General features: G+C 43.7%; 19 protein-coding genes. All 19 read right to left on the bottom strand.

Annotation, left to right across the window (positions count from 1 at the left end; all coding sequences use genetic code 11):
* Positions 1-7 precede the first annotated feature (7 nt).
* Positions 8-925: a hypothetical protein gene (locus PSF86_RS11015; RefSeq protein ID WP_277900127.1), complete on the bottom strand. Its 918-nt coding sequence runs from the start codon at positions 923-925 to the stop codon at positions 8-10.
* 39 nt (positions 926-964) lie between these two features.
* Positions 965-1,696: a hypothetical protein gene (locus tag PSF86_RS11010; RefSeq protein ID WP_277900126.1), complete on the bottom strand. Its 732-nt coding sequence runs from the start codon at positions 1,694-1,696 to the stop codon at positions 965-967.
* Positions 1,693-2,211: a hypothetical protein gene (locus tag PSF86_RS11005; RefSeq protein ID WP_277900125.1), complete on the bottom strand. Its 519-nt coding sequence runs from the start codon at positions 2,209-2,211 to the stop codon at positions 1,693-1,695. Before PSF86_RS11005 ends, PSF86_RS11010 begins: the two co-directional genes overlap by 4 nt.
* On the bottom strand, positions 2,208-3,194 hold the full coding sequence (locus tag PSF86_RS11000; RefSeq protein ID WP_277900124.1) for an OmpA family protein: 987 nt from the start codon (positions 3,192-3,194) through the stop codon (positions 2,208-2,210). Before PSF86_RS11000 ends, PSF86_RS11005 begins: the two co-directional genes overlap by 4 nt.
* 49 nt (positions 3,195-3,243) lie before the next feature.
* The gene (locus PSF86_RS10995) at positions 3,244-3,651 is read right to left on the bottom strand and encodes an MmpS family transport accessory protein (protein WP_277900123.1); all 408 of its coding nucleotides are present in this window, start codon (positions 3,649-3,651) and stop codon (positions 3,244-3,246) included.
* 590 nt (positions 3,652-4,241) lie between these two features.
* The gene (locus tag PSF86_RS10990) at positions 4,242-4,454 is read right to left on the bottom strand and encodes a helix-turn-helix domain-containing protein (RefSeq protein WP_277900122.1); all 213 of its coding nucleotides are present in this window, start codon (positions 4,452-4,454) and stop codon (positions 4,242-4,244) included.
* A gap of 2 nt (positions 4,455-4,456) precedes the next feature.
* Complete coding sequence (locus PSF86_RS10985; RefSeq protein ID WP_277900121.1) at positions 4,457-4,858, bottom strand: DUF2975 domain-containing protein; 402 nt, start codon at positions 4,856-4,858, stop codon at positions 4,457-4,459.
* A gap of 362 nt (positions 4,859-5,220) precedes the next feature.
* The gene (locus PSF86_RS10980; protein ID WP_277900120.1) at positions 5,221-6,048 is read right to left on the bottom strand and encodes a DUF4138 domain-containing protein; all 828 of its coding nucleotides are present in this window, start codon (positions 6,046-6,048) and stop codon (positions 5,221-5,223) included.
* Positions 6,049-6,059: 11 nt separating this feature from the next.
* Positions 6,060-7,010 (bottom strand): conjugative transposon protein TraM, encoded by a 951-nt coding sequence (gene traM / locus PSF86_RS10975; protein WP_277900119.1) that lies wholly within the window; start codon positions 7,008-7,010, stop codon positions 6,060-6,062.
* A gap of 13 nt (positions 7,011-7,023) precedes the next feature.
* On the bottom strand, positions 7,024-7,638 hold the full coding sequence (locus PSF86_RS10970; protein WP_277900118.1) for a conjugal transfer protein TraK: 615 nt from the start codon (positions 7,636-7,638) through the stop codon (positions 7,024-7,026).
* Between the two features lie 33 nt (positions 7,639-7,671).
* On the bottom strand, positions 7,672-8,514 hold the full coding sequence (locus PSF86_RS10965; RefSeq protein WP_277900117.1) for a hypothetical protein: 843 nt from the start codon (positions 8,512-8,514) through the stop codon (positions 7,672-7,674).
* Positions 8,515-8,517: 3 nt separating this feature from the next.
* Entirely contained in the window at positions 8,518-9,075 is a 558-nt protein-coding gene (locus PSF86_RS10960) for a conjugal transfer protein (RefSeq protein WP_493559036.1), read from the bottom strand.
* A gap of 43 nt (positions 9,076-9,118) precedes the next feature.
* Positions 9,119-11,515, bottom strand: a complete 2,397-nt coding sequence (locus PSF86_RS10955; protein WP_277900115.1) for a TraG family conjugative transposon ATPase — start codon at positions 11,513-11,515, stop codon at positions 9,119-9,121.
* Positions 11,499-11,780, bottom strand: a complete 282-nt coding sequence (locus tag PSF86_RS10950; protein WP_277900114.1) for a hypothetical protein — start codon at positions 11,778-11,780, stop codon at positions 11,499-11,501. Before PSF86_RS10950 ends, PSF86_RS10955 begins: the two co-directional genes overlap by 17 nt.
* Entirely contained in the window at positions 11,780-12,067 is a 288-nt protein-coding gene (locus tag PSF86_RS10945; RefSeq protein ID WP_277900113.1) for a hypothetical protein, read from the bottom strand. Before PSF86_RS10945 ends, PSF86_RS10950 begins: the two co-directional genes overlap by 1 nt.
* Before the next feature lie 602 nt (positions 12,068-12,669).
* The gene (locus PSF86_RS10940) at positions 12,670-13,983 is read right to left on the bottom strand and encodes an OmpA family protein (RefSeq protein ID WP_277900112.1); all 1,314 of its coding nucleotides are present in this window, start codon (positions 13,981-13,983) and stop codon (positions 12,670-12,672) included.
* Between the two features lie 23 nt (positions 13,984-14,006).
* Positions 14,007-17,747, bottom strand: coding sequence for an MBG domain-containing protein (locus tag PSF86_RS10935; protein WP_277900111.1), 3,741 nt, complete (start codon positions 17,745-17,747; stop codon positions 14,007-14,009).
* Positions 17,748-17,884: 137 nt separating this feature from the next.
* Positions 17,885-18,514, bottom strand: coding sequence for a response regulator transcription factor (locus PSF86_RS10930; RefSeq protein WP_277900110.1), 630 nt, complete (start codon positions 18,512-18,514; stop codon positions 17,885-17,887).
* On the bottom strand, positions 18,511-20,457 hold the full coding sequence (locus PSF86_RS10925) for a sensor histidine kinase (protein WP_277900109.1): 1,947 nt from the start codon (positions 20,455-20,457) through the stop codon (positions 18,511-18,513). The genes PSF86_RS10930 and PSF86_RS10925 overlap by 4 nt, the downstream gene beginning before the upstream one ends.
* Positions 20,458-20,696: the final 239 nt, after the last annotated feature.

Raw genomic sequence — 20,696 nt, 5'->3', positions numbered from 1 at the left:
TTAGTGTTTAATTTGCTCCGAACATGATTCCCATAAGCTTGCCGGATATTTTCTGGAAATCGGTTTTAGCCTTGTAAACCGGTTTTTTTTCAACAATACTTAAATCTGAAGCACTCAGCTTTTTTTTGGAAACGGTTTTAAATTCATACACCATAGCGGTACCATCTATACCATTTGCAAATAAGTCTATTTTCATGATGCCATTGGGCTCCTCTATGTAGTAAGGATGAATAAAGTTAAGCGATTTGGGCATTTGTTCTGAAGTCCAGACCTCTAATTTTGCTACACTCATGGGAGCATTTGTTTTTGAGATATAAATGCTTTTTTTGCATATGTAGCCAGCGATGACCTTGGTTTCACGGGTTGTCTGCCTGGTATAAGTTTCCGTGTCAATTTTTGTTTGAAATTGGCTCTTTCCAAAAAAGTCTTTATCGTAATCAATAGTAATGGCATTGGAAGTATCGGCTCGTGAAACAACGTACACGGTTCCGGTATTTGAATGGGTATCTACCGTGTTTTCAATATGATAACTTAATCCATCGCATTTGGCAGTTGCTATGTTTTCTTTAACATATATGATACTATGCAATGGTGCCATCAGAACTTGCATGGCCACAAATGGGTTGCTTGCAGTAACGGTATTTATTTTTTGTTGTTCTTCAGAAGAAAGTACTTCGATTAATGACTTTAACTGCTGTTCGATACTTCCTTTTCCTGGCTCAATCTTATTCAATATGTTGCTTAATTGACTTCCTGGAAAATGGATGTCCACATCTATGATTCCTTCCCTAAAGTCTTCTTTTAAAGTAACGGGAAGCGTTTGTGAAACCGAAAGGGTAGCTTTTTCCTCAACGTTTTTATTCTCTCCCTGTTTACAGGAAATTATAACGGTATTTAAAATGAGTAAAATAAGAATGTTTTTCATATTTCCAGGGTTTGGGACTGTCTGTATGTTGACAGTTTTTTATTTAAATCGATGGCTTAGGTATGTATTTAAATCTTCTGCATATTTATTAAAAAAGTCCTCAATCAGGGCTTTATTAACTGGATTTACCACATTTCCCTCGGGGTCAAATATGCTGTCAGGATATGCCTGTTTAAGCGAATGTTTTTTTCGTTTTGCTCTTGACCCCAAGAAAATTTTTGAAGCGGTGGAACCTGATGACAAATATATTTTATCGGCAGGTTGTACGTATTTATATTTGTTGAATGGGGCATCCGAATCTGAAGCCACATTGTCGTCCATGGTAATCCGAAGTACGGCATCATTTAACGAGGCGAATATTTCACTGGTGCTTACATCAAGTTTTACCGTTCCGTCTTCTTCAGGAATAATATACATATACACCAGCCCCGTTAGACCTGCAAAGCATTGTTCCTTATTCCCAATGGTTGCAAAATCCCTGTATATAATAAGGTGCTCATTCGTAAACTTTGGCTTTAAAATCAAAGTGGGCCGCTTCTTTAAGTAATCCATAATGGCTTTGTGAAGCGTTCCCTTGCTTATGTCTTTAAAGTGCAATGTTGCATAGGGTTGGTCATCAAGGGGTTTTATACGGCCATAATAGATGTATCCCCGATCATCGTATGGGTGGGTGTTTTTTTCAGCTACTATTTCAAAATACTTGCCCTGTGAATAGGTTGCGGTTATTGAAAGAAAGAAAATCAGTATTGCAATATATTCTTGTTTTCTCATCTCTTGTTTTCTGTATAAGAATTGTCGTATTTTATCTCTCTGATAATGCCGCTATTATCGGCATACACACCAATGGTCTCAAAATAGGAACTGGACCAACGGGTATCTTCTGATTTTTTTTCCTCGACCACATTTCCAAATCCGTTTGTAATCACATACCCTGGTGTATAGGTGCCGCCGGAGTTAAAAGAAGCCTTCTCATATACCGCTATCTTACCATCTGCACCATCGGAAACCATTCTTGAAGGGGGTCCCCAAGTGGCAATCAAATCCGATAATTCCAAACCGATCCAGGTGCCCCTGTTAAATGCGGCCCTCCTGCTTTCGGCATAGGCTTTATCACTTTTGTACCGTTCTTCTAAGGCGAAACGCAGCTCTTTTGCTGCTGCTTTTTTCTTTACTTGCGCGAAAACCGGCATTCCAAATGCAAAAAAAAAGATAGGAAAAAAGAATTTAAAGCGCTTGTGAACTGTATGGATGTTCGTCATTTCAAGGAAATTAAATTTTACGGTCATTTTTTGATGAGTTCCACCCGTCGATTTTTTGCCCTTCCTTCGGGTGTTGTGTTATCGGCAATGGGGCTTTGCGAGCCAAATCCTTCCGCTGTCAAGCGGGATTTACTTATGCCCAAGGACGCCAATTCCGTAACTACGGCTTGTGCCCGTTGCTCGGATAAGGTGATATTATGAGCCTGGTTTCCTATGTTATCGGTATAACCATGAACGGCCATTTTTAAATTGGTATTGTTTTTAAGGACATGGCCGATTTCCCATATGGCCGTTTTCCCTTCTGGTTTTAGAGTCGCTTTGTCCGTATCGAAGTTGATATACAAAATGGATTTTCCTTTTTCATTCAAATCTTTTTCAATTTGGTCTGCTTTTATCAACCCTATGGTTTGCCTAAAGGCTTCTTTTTGAAGAATCTGAATGGCTCCATATTTTGCATCAAACTGGATGTAAACATCCTCGCCGTCCGGTCTGCGGATGATATACGAATGGATGGGGTTGTTGTAAAAATCCAACGAGCCCTCTTCGCCCAGATATTCAGCATTCTCTTTCATAAATTTCACGTGCTCGAGTGAGAATTTACCCTCAAAAAGCTTTACGCCACCGACTTCTTTGATGGCCTCATCATAGCTTCTTTTAAAATACGCCTGGTTCCATTCACTATTTCCTGAACCCGTGACATATGCCTTAAAGGAACGTCCGCTAATTTTCTCCAACTTACCTGTTCCGCTTACAGGGAAATAGATTTCATCAAAGTCCCGTTGCATCGGCTTGTTTACATATTGCGTGTTTTTGGGCAAACCAAAAAAAGGAAAATCCCCTAAATCTGCCGTTGAGAGGGGAATGGTATCTTGGGAAGCATTATAAGTGTGGCTTGTCGATTGGTTTTTTTTTGAAAAGGAGCACTCTTTTTGCTTGCTGTTGCTAAAAGCCATTGCAAGGATTGAACAGCTAAGAACGGCCGATAGTGCGAATATTGATTGGATGTTCATTTTAATGGGTTTTATTTTTCCTATTAGAGTACAAGACAATAGTTTTTCTTTATAAATCAAATGAATATGATATACCTAATTCTATGAACCCATTATTTGTTGCCGTCGCGGTTGATTCTTCGACCGCTTCTTCATTTCGGTAAATTTTCAATGTAATGGTTTCTCCTGATTCTCCAGGATTGTCAACACCGCTATTGCCTGCTGACAGTGCAATAGCCGAGATGTCGCTATCGATAGACAACGATTCTGACCAAGGCAGCGAATTGACATTGATGGTTTGAATATTTCCACTTTTATCCGCAAAGGAAACGGTTAATCTTCCGCCATAATTTCCGGTTATTTCATATTTAATATTTCTTGGCTGTGGAGTGGAATCATCATCTTCTGAACAACTTGTAAAAGTGAATAATAAAGCCAGGATACTGGCTAAAAGCAAAATTGATCTTGTGTGTTTCATAAATAAAGATTGTTTAAATTAAAAATTAATGTTACAAATATATAAATTAAAATAAAACAATAATTAATTAACTATAAACAATTATTATTTATTTCTATATTCGATTAAAAGAGAGTTCGGGAGGAATCCTGTATGCGTTCCTTGCCAAAATTAAATATGACTACTGTCTTTTTCCATACTGTAATTGACAGCTCTATGGAAACATGTTTCGCAGGAGATAGCCTATTTGCTTTTGAGATAACCGAGAGTTTTTACCCTTACATTTTTGCTATCTTTCCAAAAAATTTTCAAACCCCTTATAGATACAATGGAATACAATAGCGCCCTTTGAATTCAATAATGGCCGGGTTACTTGTTTTTTCTGGTGCAATACAAAGAAACTAATAACATACGATCGATTAAAGTTAAAATACACGATTGTCATAAATCGGGGTCAAACGTTGATGAATAAGGGATTAGAGTGAAAAAGAAGAAAATAAAGATCCGTAAATCATCTATAGGCCTTTCTTCAAAAAAGCGATTATAAGGGACTGATTATGATTCCAATTACTAGGTGTCATTTCCTATCGATAATCATAAATTAACGGTTCTTAAGTCGTATTGACCTTACGTTCAAGAATATCTCCAGGCTGGCAATCCAAAACCTCGCAAATGGCATCAAGTGTTTCAAACCGGACCCCTTTTGCCTTTCCTGTTTTTAATATGGAAAGATTGACCGTGGTTATTCCTATCCGCTCAGCTAATTCCTTACTTTGCATTTTTCGCTTTGCGAGCATCACATCTAAATTAACGACTATTGCCATAACTATATATACAAATCATGTTCGTCTTGCAGACCAATTCCCTGGGTGAAAATTTCGGCAAGAAAGTAAATAAAAACCCCAAGAATAAAGTGTACCAGTGACAACATCCAGATACCATTGGGGATTTTGATAAAAAAGCTACATAAAATGGCAATTGGAAATGGTAAGAACAAATTGATACCATAAAATAGCTGAAGGTATTTTATGTTCTCTTTGGTGAACAACCTATCTAAAGTGAAAACTTTAAACACATTGGAGGCCACCAAAAAGAAAAAAGCATAGAGTAGTAAAGGCAATATAAAACCAAAGAGGAGATATGGTTTATGATTCTCCAGATTCAAAAATGGATTTTCTGAAAAAGGATAAAGGATACTTGCAATATCCGTATCTCTTGTTATTTTCATATTTATTCCTGTAAGAAGGCAGAACAAGGAATAACCGATGATAATGAAATAAACAAGCGCCAAAACTCTTGCTATTGCATATAGTATTTTTGCTAACGATTTTGATTTTTTCTTCATTGATCCATAAAAATTTAGCCATATATTTAATAAGAAAAAATAATGTCTCAAATATACTAATTAAAATAACTCGATAAATAAGCAGCAATATTGATGATTAACTCCTTAAATATTCCCCCTCTATACTTAGCCGCTATAATTCCCAAGTGAATTGAACAGCATGTACCAGGATTTACCCTTTTAGAGAAAGGCAATACAATTAAATCGGTCTGATAAAGCCTATATAAAATACAAGCTCAACTTATTTATGGAATAGTTAATAGGCTTATATGGGGGTGTCTTAATGTTACCTGCATCGATCTGCTCCCGTTTCGTTCCTCTACAGAAATCCTTAAGCGTTCATTCCCCGTAAAAACATACTTGGGAAGTACGAACACAAATTTTTTGATAGCTCCTTTTTGTATAATGGTAGGTGCCTGCCATGAAAAAATAGGTTGTATGGGCACCTCTTGATAGGAAGATTTCCGTTTTTTATTACCGACCACGCTTGCTATCCTTACCGCATCTACCTCATAATCTATCTTGGATTTATTGATAAGGGCCATCACCAGAAACATTTCATCGCTTTCATAAACCAGCTTGTGGATTTTTAATGCAAGTTTATTTTTCCTTTTCATGGCCAGTCTCTCCGACTTTTGCTTTACTAAAAACCTTGAAAATTTAGTGTAGTACACCTTTGTTAAAGAATCGGGTCTGGATGCTGAAACAGGCTTTTTAACTTCCGGTTTTTCCCGGCCGATACGCTCTTTTTTATCCAAGAAATAATTCAACCGGGGAAGGCTTTCCGTATATTTTATAATATAGGTATATACGTTTCCCTTGGTGGTAATGGCCAAAAGGTTTCCGGGGGGTCCCGGTAGCGCTTGCAACAGTCCAAAATACTGCCCGGACTCCCTGTTGTAGTTAAACGTAAAATGTTCGCCGCCTACAATGGCCTGTCTTATGGGGGCGGGGAAAAATACCGCCACCACCTTTTTGTCATTTCCGTATAAGGTATCCAATACCTCCGTCTGAGTTTGTGCATGGGCCAAAAAAGTGAGCATCAGTATTCCTGTACATATGGGTGTTTTCATCGTTTCTTTTTTTAATGATCAGTTGGTTTTAACAGTAAATGGTAGTTGTCATGGACTGTGACCTTTACCTTTCGGTTGTTTCTTTGAAAAATCCGTTTGATCCCGTTTACCTGGGGCAACCCGGCTATGTTTATATCTTCCACCACATCGCCCAAGACTTCCTTTCGGGCCTGTTCCCGAAAACTGTTCTTGATATAGATGCCTTCCCCGCCGTCCTGCAGGTCATAGGCCGTCATTGCTATTGGAATGCCCGTGATATTATCAATACGCAATAAGGTCCGGTTGGGCTTAAAGGATACTATCCCGTACACCGGGGTGTGCCGTTTAAAGTGTCTTCTGCCTATGGTAACCGCTTTTTCAAGTTTTAACGCCAAACGCTCGTGTGCCTTAACGCGTTGTGTCCCCTTAACGGTTACGGGAATAGCGGCCATTTGTTTTCCGGCTACCGATAAGGCCGGGATTGTTTGGGGGTTGGAGGCAAAAAACAGTTGATGCGCCAGTGCCAGTTCCTTAATGTGGGTCTTTTTTTCTTTTATTTGCTCCTTTTTGGATTGCGCTCGCTTTTTAACAGCGCTGTTAGTCGCTGCTTTTGAAGTTGGACTCCGGTATGAATGCAGTTTTTGATACCGCTGTTTTCCCAACTCGTACACACTGTCCATGATCCGTTTCTTTTCCATGTCCGACAGGTTTTTGTTGTAATATCCCGAGCTGTCGAGATACTTTTCCGGGTATACACTCGGCACCGTGGTCTCCCGCTCATCTTCCAGGGCATCTACGGCTTCCAGGCGCGACTTATATGCTTCTGTATCTTTTTCCAGTTCGGGAACCGTTACCGTTCCCTTCTCTAAAAAGGGCTCTTTGCCCCCTCCAAAAGTCAGGATTCCATAGGCCCCGATAAATAGGAGGGCAAAGAGCACCATTCCCATAAAGATCAGTTTCTTTTTGTCTTTTGTCCATTCCATAATCTTAAAAAGTTTAAGGGTTTAATTTTTGCAGGCTGTTTTCATAGAAATCCGTTATCAAAAGCCCATGCGGGTTGTGCGGAAAATTCCGTGCAATACGGATAAGTTTCCCGCTGGTCACCAGCTTGTACCGGTCGGTCACCCCGCCTCTTTTGATTTCAAAGTACACTTGCGTTTCAAATACAAAGGGCTTCTTGTCAAGATGGACTTTGGGCTGTACATCGGTTACTTTTTGCAAAAGGGCATATTGCAGCAACCGGTTATAGACCCCTTCAACTTTTTTTTGGCGGTAGACTTCATCCACCGAGCTGTCCCCCAACCAGAGGGCCTTTTCAAGTTGTGATCTGTAATTTCCCGTATCCAGCCCATAAAAACAGCGGTGAAAACGATCCAGGTGCGCCAGTGCCTCTACCTTTAGGCTCTCCCGTTCCGTGGCTACCTTTAAGGGGATCACATCCCCATGACGGCCAATCACAAAGGCATTTCGAAGGGTTTCTTTATGGAGTCTGATGACCAGTAGCAGGGAGACTACCGAGGTAATCACACTCCCAATTATAGAAGCAAGCACAAGGAGCCGGTTTTGCCCCAGTACCCGGTAAATGTTCTTATAAGGTGTTTTTAGTTTCATCTGAGAAGTCTTGTAATTTGTATGGTTTGTTACTTAGTTTCCTGTAAACAGTCTAAAGACAAAGGAGGTCGCCCTCTTGTACAGTTTAAATTTGATGAGCACGATAAAGCCCACAGTGGCCAGTTCGATCAGCGGCGCAAAAAATTCAGACCCCCAGTCAGTTCCAAAAAGATCATTCCAGAAATTCCCGCTGATTTCCCGATAGAGGTTGTTGACAAAGACATTGACTAGGAAAAAGGCCGGTACCAGCATGTACACGCCGGTATAGAGCTTAAAATAATTATAGGCGAGCCCCCGGAATTTTTCAAAAACCGCCAAACTGATGACCAGTGGAAAGAAAGCCTGCATGATCCCCAAAAGAAAATAGCGCTCTGTCAAAAACAGCGGATAGATAAACAGGTCCATCAACCACAAGAAAACGGCTAGGATAAAGGCCAGGAGCTTCATGCCATAGAGCGGGGTCACCAGGGATTCATACAGCAGGGCCAATGCCTTTTTGGCGGCTTCCACGGCGCCCACTTCCCGCTCGATCTCCACATCCTGTAACTGCAAGGGAAGGAGCGCTGGGGCCGTATCCCTGTAACTGCTTTCTACCGCTACTAGAACTGCATCAAAAAAGCCGAGTATCCGGGTCGAGAAGATAACCAGTAGCACCACGGCAAAGTTTTTGACCAGTTCCCCCGGGGACAGTCCCCAGGTATATCCGTCGCGTGCTACCGCGCCTTCATGGTATTTCTTTAGGATATTGACCAAGAACAAAAGCACTGCCAGGGATTTGACCCCGGTAATGGTATAGCGGGAGAAGTCGCTATTTTTGATTGCCTGGAAAACAGCGTCCACATATTCCAGTCCGATATATAAAAGCATCCCCTGCATGTTTTAGTAATCTGTTTTCCTGCCGTTGATAATGGCCTGCATCTTCCGAAATGAAATAATCTCATGATACCTGCGCAGCTTGTTTTCAATCTCGGCCACCATCTCCTTGGACCGTTGTTCTTTTTCCGTCAAGAGCCGTACCCGGTCCGCATCGGTCATCTTCAACAGATTATTGGATAAGAGCTGCTCTACATATTCCAGGCTTTCCACGGCGTTTACCATGATGGCATCAAAGGAATCCGATATCCGCCCTGTTTCATCCGCTTTGATATAAGGGGAGCGCAAGACCTCTTGCAGGTCGGACCGTACCATTTCAAAAAGGCGCTGGTTGTTTGCCGTCAGTTCCTTGAGCGCCCGGAGTTGCCGTATCACCGAATTGACCTTTACCAGGTTTTCCTTTTGCTGTTTTAAAAATTCCACGGTCCGGATCATCTGGGAGGTCTGCTTTCCGGATTCGATAAGCTGTTTGGCCAGGCTGATAAAGTTGGTGTTGTCATACACCGGCATCCCCTGGGCGGTAGCGCCGCCGGACAGGCATAGAACAGTTATGCATAATAACATTAAATTTAGACGACTTTCTTTCTTTATAATTCTTTTCATAGTCTCATGTTTGTTGTTGTTTTACAAATACCCGGATGGCCTTTTCCATACAACCCGACCGCTTATACAATTGCAGGATGTGCTCGTTTTCTTTCCCGTCGGTCAGATAGGCGGCGTAGACCTCCGGGGGTACTTCCAATCGGAATACATTGCCCTGTTTGCCAATTTTGATAAAGACCTCGGTGTATGTCCGTGCTCCCGTAAAGTTGTTCCGGAGCGAGGCGAGTTGATCATGGTCATGACCGGAGAGCTGGAGCCGTTGTACCAGTGCGTCATACCCCTTTTCATTGCGCAGGCTGTAGATTACCTGCGTATTCTCCAAAATACTGGCCGAGGCACTGTTCTGTGGCAGTTGGTTGATGGATTGCAGGATGATCCCGATGGCACCGTTCTGCTTCCGGATGGCCTGGTAATAAAACTCCACGCTCTCCAATACGTTTTTGAACTTCAATTGCTTGGCAAATTCATCGAAGAGGATGATGCCCCGTTCGGACCGGTTCCGCCAAATGGTACGCTGCACCGCGGTCTTTATGAGTTTGAGCATCACCGAGAGCACCTCCTTGTTGTCCCGGATCTCGTCCAGTTCAAAAACGATGAGCCGTTTGTCCTCCAGCCGGAAACTCCGGTCTTCTTCCATACCAAAGAGAAAACCGTACAGCCCTCCCTTTACATATTCCGAGAGGATGTGCAAAAAGGCATAGGGGCTAAAGTCGGTTTCCCTGATAGCCAGCGCTTTTAAAATGCTTTCTTTTCTTGCCCTCACAAATCCGTACAGGGAATTCAGGGAATGCCCCTTACGCACCTTTCTGTAGTAATACAGCAGCACTTTTTTTAAAGCGACTTCTTTACCCTTGGAAAAAGGTGCGTCACCGGCCATCAGCTCGGAAAGAAAGACCATTAGGTTCTCCAGGCGCTCCGGGGTCAGGTCGCTCTCCGAGGCCAGGTAAAAAGGATTGATGCCGAGGCTTTTCCCTTCTTGGTAGCGCAACAGGAGGTGGTCATCGGGATAGAGTTTGGCAAACTTCGTATAGGAACCGCCCAAGTCAATGATGACCAATCGGACACCGTCCTCAAAATATTGCCGGAGGATGTGATTGGCCAAAAAGGATTTTCCTTCCCCGGTGGGGGCAAAGATGGCAAAGTTGCGTGCCTTGATACGTTTTTTATCCCTGTCCCAGACATCTTTTTTTACCGGGATGTTAAACTGCCGGTCATTAAAAACAATCCCTTTCTTATCGGACCGGTAATTGGTGGTATTGACCCATAGGCAAAGGGCGTGCTTTAAGTCCGTCACATACAGGTCGGCATTTGAGAAATTGGAACTGTGGGTAAAAAATGAATTCAGAAAATAGCTTTTCCGGTCTTCGCCCTTAGGGGCATAGGGCATGATATCCAGTTCCTTAAAAACGGCCTTTACTTTTGAAGAAATGTTATTGAGCCACCCGGCTTCCGGGCTCCAAAAAAGAACGTTCAGGTGCCCGCGAACAATCCGGGCACTTTCATCGGTATTGAGCCTTTCCAGAACCTGCCCGACCTTGTCAAGGGTCACTTTGTTCCGGGAACCGAAACGAACACTTTTGCGCAGTTCTTCCACCCGCTTGTCCAATAACCTGCGCCATTGGTGCCTGTCATCGATATACAGGATATGGTTGATGATATGATCCGCTTTTATATCCAGTCCGAGCCCGTCGATAAAACCCTGATGAAACTCAAAGGTATCCGAGGTATACTTGGGGTTTGCCTTACTGCTCTGTACTCCTTCCCCAAAACAGCCCTCATGGGTGACCGCCAGTACGTCCACATACTGATCGCCGGCCTGAATTGCCTGCCCTCCCAACAGCACATCGGTATCCACCTCCCTTTGAAACCCGTTGAAATAACCCTTTGTAAGTTCTTTTACAAGCTCACAAGACATGGGCGATAAGTATAGCTGTCGGCTGTTATTGATATAGGCCACGGCATCGGAAACCGCCCGGGTGAACTCCCGGATTTTTTCATCGGTTTTTCTGTAGGACCCCTTTCCAAGTTTTCGAAAGGGATTGGCCGAGACGGCTTTAAGGGGCATCGGACAGGTAAAAAACAGATAACTCTCATGGGATAGGTATTCCCGGTCTTTAAAATGACGAAAGGTGGCTTTTTGTAAAAAATGTTTTCGGGGGAGTTCTGCTCCCTGGTAGTTCTTTTTTCGGTACCATTCCTGTTTATGGATTACCGTTCCCACAGGCAGGGCCTTTAATCCCTGGAACCAGGTCCCATGGAGTTTTTCAAAATCGGATTCCGATAGGGAATATACCTCGGGAAGTGACGCTTTATAGCACAGTACCAGATTGCCGTTAGCGGCAAAGACGGTATGGCCCTGTATGTCCAGAATGGGATGGTATGTGTTAAAATTGATCTTCATTGTTTAAAAAGTTTGATTTTTTATTGGAAATGGTCCGGGGCAGTCGTGACCGAAGCGTGAATGAAAAGCATGCACTGTTTAACAGCCCTGCATACAGCGCTCCATTAAAGAGAAAAAGGCTTATGATAATCCAAAGCTTAAAGGAAAATATAATGACCAAGAGCGACCCGATGACCGAAGCCATCATAAGGGCGAACAGGGAGATGGACAGCCCCATGATGACAGCACCCTTTCGGATATTTCTATAGACGGCGAACTGTTTCATCAGACCACGATTCCGATGAGATAGGTAAAGATCCCGACCACGGCCCCGGCTATCAGTACAAAGACCAATACCCGGGTAATCCCTCTCTTCAGGTCGGCGTTCTCCCCGAAGAAATGTCCGGCATTGAACAAGAAGCCCACTAAAAAGATGACCCCTAAAGTCATGGGAAAAATTGTCCGGATGGTATCGGAGATATTGGCTACCGAATCTTCGATGCCGCCAATCTGTGCAAAGAGGATTTTTGAAGCTCCCAAAAATGCACTTATAGATAATTGTAATTTTCGCATAACAAAACTTGTTTAAATTCTACGTCTGTTTTTTGATATGTGAAAGCTACTGTATATATCGATTCAAATTACTGATGTTCAGTAATTTGAGGATAACATATGCGTTGCTGCAGTTTATGTCCTTTTAAGGGGTATTCGTTGCAAATCATATGAGAAACCAATAAGGGAGTGTTGATAAGTGAAGAACTCAAAATGGTGGCGGAGGAAAAAAACGTCAAGTTTATAGGACGGGAGGGAATTAAAACTATATATGCAGGCCCTTTATGCATGGATTAAGATGTAATAAATAAAGCACATAATCTGGCAATTTCCGATTATCTTATAAAATAATTACATAATGAACTTTAGAATAATGATAGAATTGTATGCGGAAGCCCCCTATATCCAGACATTTAATTTTACAGTTGCTTAGCAATTATAAGAGCCCAAAATGATAAGATTAGTGAGTTGCTCAAAAGCAAAGATCTTATGGCTATTAGAAGAGGGTTATATATGACCGGTTCTACACTGTATCTACCATCACCGGAACCATTTTTAATAGCAAACCATCTGAGGGAACTGTGGTGCTTCATTAATTGCCTTTTTAAAAGACACTGTCCCTTTTATTCTTCCGAAATCACATCGATGGAAACCCTCCTGTTCTTTTCCCTGTTTTCAGCAGAGGTGTTGGGCAGCAAAGGTTCCGATTCCCCTTTCGACAGCAGTTCCATCCGGTCCCTGGACACCCCTTGTGCCTCTAGATAAGTTGCCACCGCCACCGCCCTTTCCATCCCGATCCTTTTGTTTAAAGATTCATTCCCCACATTGCACGTATGGCCCGTGATCCGGAGCTGTGCGGTCTCCTCTTTATTCAACATATCGGCAATGGTGTCCAACCGTCCTGTCAATGGTTCGGGTATGTCCGTCCGGTCGATATTGCCGAAGACCAATGGCCCCTCTATATAAGCGATTTCCGTACCGGTAAAGACGGGCCGCTTTGCTGCCCCTCCCTTAGGCTCCTTTACAACTACCGGTGCCTGCTCCTTCACCTCCACAGTTTCTTTTACGACTATTCGTTCTTCCCCTTGTTCTGGAACATCCCTCTTCCCGGGCTGAAAGCCCAACTTCACCTGGATCCCCGCGGAGAGGTAATTGCTGTTCTTTACGGTCCCTTCGGTACTCATCACGCCATTGGCAGCGGTTGCCTCAATGCCCCCGGCGCTATAACTCACCAAGTTTGACGATGGGCCTTTCCCTTGTAGGTCCGTAAGGCCGTAATCGGCATATACTCCCGTATACAGCCTTAGGTTCTTCCTTAACCGGAAACTAAGCCCGCCCTCCATGCTCAATAACACCGATGTTCTTAGCGATACACTGGTATCGTCCTCCCAGTCATTGACAGTACCGAACCCATGCACCGGAAGGTCGTTTATCTCCAGGTCCAGATCGGGATAATAACCGCTCAGGGACAATGTCTGCGCACCGGCCTTTATTTTCTGTCCGGTCGGGAACAATACCTTTCCCCCAAGACCTATATAAAATCCCGTTTTTGACGAGACGCTCCCCCGGTACTGCAACAGCAACGGAACGGCAAAGGAATAAAAGTGCTGTTCTTCTTTATAACTTACGGCGCTTGCCCTGTACTCAAACGCGGACCCCTGATCGTCTATCTCATCGGAGGTGACCTGCCGGCCATCGTCCAGCTCAAAGGTGTTACCGTTATATTGTGCCTCGATCCCGGTCTGGATGCCCCAACGACCGTTTAAAAAATAGGTATATCCAAGACCGGTACCCCCTCCAAGACCCAAAGATCCATTTCCCACGGGGCTCTCATAAGAGATCCCTGATAGTCCCCCGTTTAATTTGAACGTTATTTCCTGGGCCCGTCCAAATAGTACCCCTATCAGTGACAGGCCTGTTAATATTTTTATTTTCATCGGTTGCTGATTGATTTGCTGTTTTATCTTACCAAAAGGTTTACTGTCCTTCTCTCGCCATTGGGCAGGCTTAGCGATACCACATATATTCCCGATTGCGAGGGCGCGCCAAGCCTTGTCCGGTTACCGGTCGCCGGGAGCGTTTGCAGGGCCCTTCCGTTGAGGTCGATGATACTGACGGTGGCCCCGTTTAGTAGCGACCCTTCAAAATCGCTCTCCAGGACAAATGCTGCGTTCGCCGCTACGGGATTGGGTAGGATGCTGACTTTTTTAGTGAATTCTTCTCCCGACAGTTCCAGCGAACAAGAGGTGATGACCGCTCCGCCTTCCGTGGTTGCCGTTACGCGATAGCTGCCGTCCAAAGGGCCGTTCTCATGATAATACTGCCCGGTGGCACCCGGGACGGCCACACCGTCCTTATACCACTGGTAACCCACAAAGTCCCCGCTGCTGTTATCAAATACCAGGACATCCCCCCAATGTTGGCGAATAAGGCCGGCCTGGCTTACAAGCACCTGTTTTTCCACAGAAGTGGCCGGAAGATGGTTCTCATCGCCCGGTTGATGTGCCATGGCCAAGGTGCCCCCCGACAGCTTTTTATGTAAAACGCCCGCCATGACCCCTGCAATGGACGGGTCCCGTACCGTATAGGAAACGGGCAGTCCGCTACTGGCCGTTGCGGTCAGGGCGATTTCAGGACCGCTGTCACAGCTGAAGTTCAATTCCTGGTCCCAGGTTATCTCCTGAGCGGCTTTGGCTATTACGAATTCAGAAGTTTCAAAGGCAATGTCGTAATTGTCCCCTGCGCTTAAATCCCCCAGATCGATCGGATAGCTTCCCGCTCCTTCTCCCGGGGCCCTCGACAGGGCCCCCGTTAAGACGTTTTCGGTATCGTTGTTTACAAGGCCGTCAACTGTATAGGCCAGCTCAGGGTCGGGCGCCCCATAGACCTTCATCTGACCGGCATTGGCCGAGACCGTCAAAGTGGCCGGCGTGATCTCAAGTTCACCTGTAGTGTAATTGATCGTATAATTTACTGAAGTCTTACCACTGGCCGTGATTGCATAAGTCCCCGCATCTTCGCCTGTGGCACGGGCTACCGTCAGGCTGCCGCCAAGGTCCGCCTCATCATCATCGCTCACAAAGCCCGAATAGCTTACCGTCAACGTTGGGTCGGCTTCCCCGTAAACCTTGGACTTGCCTTCTGCTGCTACCGTCAGGGTTGCCGGGTTCACCGTTAATGTTCGGTGTACCGATACTGCAACATTGGTCGTTTCGTCTCCGTTCTGGGCCGCGGTAATTACTGTGGTTCCCGCTTTGAGGACGGTGGCCTGATTGCCGCTGATGCCGACTATCGACGGGTCGTCTGCCACATACGTGACGGTCAAACCTTCGTCTGTCTGTAGTTCGCCCAAGGCGAACGGTACAGCTCCATACGTCTTGGGGGCAATGGCCCCGAAGGCAATGGCCTGGTCCACCTTTACCGGGCCCTCCGGCGCGCTCTCTGCGGTCGTACCCAGGTCAATCCCGTCATTGGGGGTTACCCCAAAGCTGATGTATTTTCCCCTGTCTTCGTTTTGCAGCGCATATTGGCCGGAAACCGCCCCTGCAATTGCCGTTTTCCCGCTTCCAGAACTATCATCGGCACGGTACCACTTATATGCCGTCCCGCTTTCCGTATCCCCGTCGGGGTCACTGAAGGTGTAGCCGGCCGTCAAGGCCTCTCCTACCGTAAGCGGCCCAACTATAGAAAGGTTGTTCGCCGAAGGGGCTTCATTGGTGTCCTTTGTACTGGTATCCGTCACCGGAGAGCCCACATTCCCGGCAGGATCCTCCAAGGTTACGGAAAGGGTGACCGTCCCATCTTCCAGTCCGGAAAGGTCAATCCCCGTAATTTGGGCGGTAGCCGTGCTGATGGCTCCGGTTCCGGTAACGGCCGTGCCGCCCCCGCCACTGGAGAACGTATAATTATAGGTGGCCCCCGCTTCGGCCCCTGCAAAGGTATAGCCTATGGCAGGTTGATTGGATCTATCGATTGGGTCCTGGTCTATCGATACACTATAGCCATTTGGCGCGGTCTGGTCCAGGACGGCCGAATTGTCGGTGACAACATTTCCCGTATTCCCGCTGTCATCGGTAAGGGAAGCGGTGACCGTCAAGTGGCCGTCCATCAAACTGCTCAGGTCCACTGTAAGGGTTTCTTCTGAGCTACCAACCAATTTGTTACTCGTGATAGTCGCCGTATTCCCGTCCCCGCTGGAGGAAATGACATAATTTAGCGTCGAGCCCACTTCCGCACCGGAAATGGTGAACGAAGTAGCTGCCGCTTCCGTGGCGTTTATCAGGGCATCGTCCCAGGCCGCAGAATATCCGGAAGGGGCCCCAGCGTCTTTGGTGCCCGTAGCAACGGCATCCGCCCCGTGGTTTCCTGCCGGATCGCTCAGGTATGCCGTCAAGGTAATATGGCCATCGGCCAGGCCGGAGAGGTCAAACCCGGCACCACCGTTATCAAACTGCTGGTTAGCGGAAGTGACCGTACGGGTACCTGATACCACACTGCCCCCTGCGTCACTTTCAAAGGAATAGTGCAAGGTGGCGCCCACCTCCAGCCCCGAGCCCGAAAACTCGATCATGGACTGATTGGAACTATTAATGACTAATTCGCCCAATAAGTCCAGCGTTACCGAATAGCCGGAAGGTGGGGTGTTATCGGGAGTAATCAACGTTATATTCTCCATGGTAGTACAATCGTTACTATCTGTTATGGTACAGGTATATGTCCCCCCTGCAAGACCGGTAGCCGTAGGAGCAGTTCCTCCGGAAGGAGACCAATAATAGCTATAAGGGGATACGCCTCCGGTTGCTGTAACGCTTGCCGTTCCGTCATTGACAAATTCCGTAGTAGGATCGGTTTTTGTAATACTACTGTTCAGTGCCGTAGGTTCTGTTATTGTGAAGTTTTTCACTATGGACCTATCACTATTATCTGTAATTGTACATGTGTATGTTCCTGCAGAAAGCCCTGTAGCAAGACTTCCGGTCCCCCCGGAAGGACTCCAAGCATAAGTATAGGGTGGATCTCCGCTTACTACCACTACGGAAGCACTCCCTGAATTATCTCCATTGCACCCTACATTGCCTTTAGAGGTAGAAGCTATTAGCGGTGGCAGATCATCGTCGGAGGATACGCTTATATCATCGATCCAAAAATCACTATTAGCCTGCAGGTTGATGCTTATACTGGTTACTTCAATATGCTGAGTTATTTCATTCTGATAAACAGTATATGTCCCAGAACTCATCGGGGTATTGTCGGTATAGGTTTCTGTCCCACCTCCGGCTTTATGATAGTTGATTATATAAAATGGCGGAAGGGATATTCCTCCCGATCCATCGTATGAATTTATTCCCTCCCCCTTCAACCAAAAGCCATAAAAATAGAATGGTTGGTTATCTACCCGTTTGAATAGTAAGGTTTCTGTACTTGCTCCTTGTTTTCTTAAACATGCTGAATTGTTTTTCCCTCCGGTAGTTGGAGCAGTCAGATCTCCATTAATACCATTGCTAATAGAATATTCAACGCCATTTACAGTAAAAACAGCTTTATCATCCCACGTACCTCCTTCACTTGATAATATAGGTGGGGTAGAAAAATCATAAGTGGTTTGTGCTATTGCATTCCATGTAAAGAAGGCAAATAACATGACGGATAAGAACTTTCGATTTCCTGTAATCAAGGTTATCGAGTAGACAAAAATTGTCATAATCAGTAGTTTAGGTTAGTTCCGTTAATAATTAAGAAAAAACGTTCTGCGAATAGTTTCTTCAGATAACAATCACAAAACTACGACAAGATCCATGAGCAAGAAATAAGTACCACTACGTATTATTCATTTTAAAATTATAACAAGCTGTCAATGTTTTTTTGTACCCATAAGACTAAAGCGTGAGGACTGCTATCCAAATTTAATTTTTTAACTACATTGCTGCGGTGTTTTTCCACCGTTCGTTTGGAAAGGAATAAACTGTCTGCGATTTCTTGTGAAGTCATGTTTTTTGCAATCAGTCTGAGTATTTTTACTTCTGACACTGTTAGATTCTTTATTTCCTCGTTTTTAGGGTCATACAAGTTGGCATTTTTGATCGTAGAACTAACATAATTCTTATGTGATAAAAGCACATCGATACATGTCAACAATTCAGATAATGCATCTTCTTTAAGGATGTAGCCATCGATGCAAAGACCAATGTTCCTTAAAATATCTTCATTCTTGTGCAGGGATAGTATTATTATTTTTATGTGGAACTGTTTCCCCTTTAACGCGCGGGCAACTTCAATACCATTTAGAACAGGCATATCCATGTCCAGGATCGCAAAATCCGGCTGCTCCTTCAGGATTTGATTAAATGCATCATTCCCATTGGTGGCAACTCCTTTTATTAAAAATCCGTTTTTACTCAAAAAAGCAGCATTCCCTTCTAATATAAGTGGATGGTCATCTGCTAAAATAAAGGATAAACCGTTACTCATTTTTTTGGAATTTTTAAATGCACTATCGTACCTTCATTGACAATACTGGTTATCTTAAAAGATGCCCCAATGGCCATAGCCCTCCCTCGCATGGTTCTCATTCCTAACGAATTATTTACATCCGTCCTTTTAGGGGACACAAACCCCTTCCCGTTGTCTTTTACAATAAAATTAATAGCGTCAACCTCGGAATTCACTACCAGGGAACAAGCTTTTGCTTCAGAGTGCTTTATGACGTTATTAAGTGCTTCTTGAATAATCCTAAAAACATGTAAGTGCTTTTCTTTACATAAGTTACGTCCTATGTTTTCTTTTTGATCAATTTGTTCGGAGAAAAAGATTACGGTGTTCTCCTGCAATACTTTAATGGTGTCTTTCAGTGATTGTATTAACCCGATTTTTTCAAACTTATACGGATGAAGGTCTTGGGAGATATCCCTAATGCCCTTTATGGTATTGTCTACAATAGATACATCTTCATTTTCATCTTTACTTAAGAACTTATTTTTAATGATCAGCAGGTTCTGTCCTATACTGTCATGCAAATCACCAGCGATACTCTCACGCTCTTTTTCGATTGACAGGAGCATGTTTTCGTAAAACGCCTTTTGAAGTCTTTGATTGTGCTTTTGAAATGCTCGCGACCGCAATAAATAAATCACTGAAAATATGCTCACCAAGCAAATACCGCCTATAAGTATCCATTGTGATTTGAGTTTGTTTTTAGCTCCTAACAGCGAGATGTATTGTTTTTGTTCCGAAATTTCTAAATCCTTTTTTTGCATTTCAAATTGGCTTTGAACATATGCAAAACGCTTTCTGGAGGTGCTTTTTTCTATGGAGTCCTTTAATTTTATATAATTTTTATAATGCATCAACGAACTTCCCAAGTCCCCTGTTTCTTGATAGTTTTGTGCCAATAAATATTCAAAAGCCAAAATGTTTTCAGGTTCCTTGGATTGTTTCACATTTTCAAGCACGGCCAACAGATAGCCATTTGAATTTTTATAATCTTTATGCGCAAAAGCATTTTGGGCCCGGGCAAGCGAATAATAGGTTTTTAAAAAAGTACTTCCCTGTTCCCCTTCCATCAAAGCGATCATCTTTTTTAAATGGTGGTCAGATTCATCCAATAAGTTTTGACGGGCAAATACATAGGTGGCACAAGCACTCGTTAGGATTGCTATAATATTTTTTGCATTCGAAGTCATTTGATCCTTCAGTAAAAGTGCTTGCCTGACATGGTAAAGTTCTTTATCGGATTGATGTTGCGTGGTTGCTTCAATAGCGGCCGTTATATGTGCCATTACAACCACCTCTACTTCATCAATTTTATCGCTCCATAAAAAAATAGGGGTTCGTGCCTCATCAGCTTCATTAAACAATCCATTATTCCCCAACAATCTGCTTAAGCCATTTTGAGACCATAGAAAAGAAATGGTGTCCTTTTGTTGTAGAAAAATCTCAGAAGCTTTTTTAAAATAGGTAACACTCGCTATCAAGCTATTTATTTTAGAGCTATTTTCACCGGCCTTTAAATATATATAAGCATACGCACTGATGACCGAATCTCTTTTTGGCTCCAAATGGGACATGGCCTGTTCAAGGATTTCCAACGAGGCATGGTATTTTTGGAGGTATGTTGCTGCCTCTGCATAGGCGATGTAATACTTGGCAACTTGTTGAATATTATGGATTTTTGGAAGATGTTGCTTGAAATTTTTTAATGAATCATAGACAGCTTTATGATTCATTCTGTAATAGATATCATAATTAGCCAGAGCATTTTGTATAACAATCGCAGCTTCCCAATCTTCATTTTTCTTGGCGATTGACAGATATTCTTCAAAGCTTCGGGCATCGCCTTCATTATCTATAACTTTTCCGGATTTAATTTCTTCAACGCTTAACCGAAATTGTTCTATAGGTATTTGACTCGGCACGACACTTTTGTGGGCATAACATGAAACACATAAAATCAACCATATAAAGAAGGGTTTTTTCCTAAAAATTTGTAGACAGTTCCTCTTCTTGGCTAAGAACTCTTTACGATCTGATGTATCCATTATTGATTGAAAGTTTGTAATATGCTATTAACCTGGGCGTCGTCTGTCCGTAAAATTAACAAAACAGTCTTATTTTTAGTGTTCCATCATCAGTTTATGGATTGAATTTACGCTTT

Origin of the sequence: Galbibacter pacificus (assembly GCF_029603165.1) — a bacterium.
In the GTDB taxonomy this organism is placed as follows: Bacteria; Bacteroidota; Bacteroidia; order Flavobacteriales; family Flavobacteriaceae; genus Galbibacter; species Galbibacter pacificus.
The sequence above is the reverse complement of the archived record's forward strand: the minus strand, read 5'-3'. Positions and strand labels throughout refer to the sequence as shown.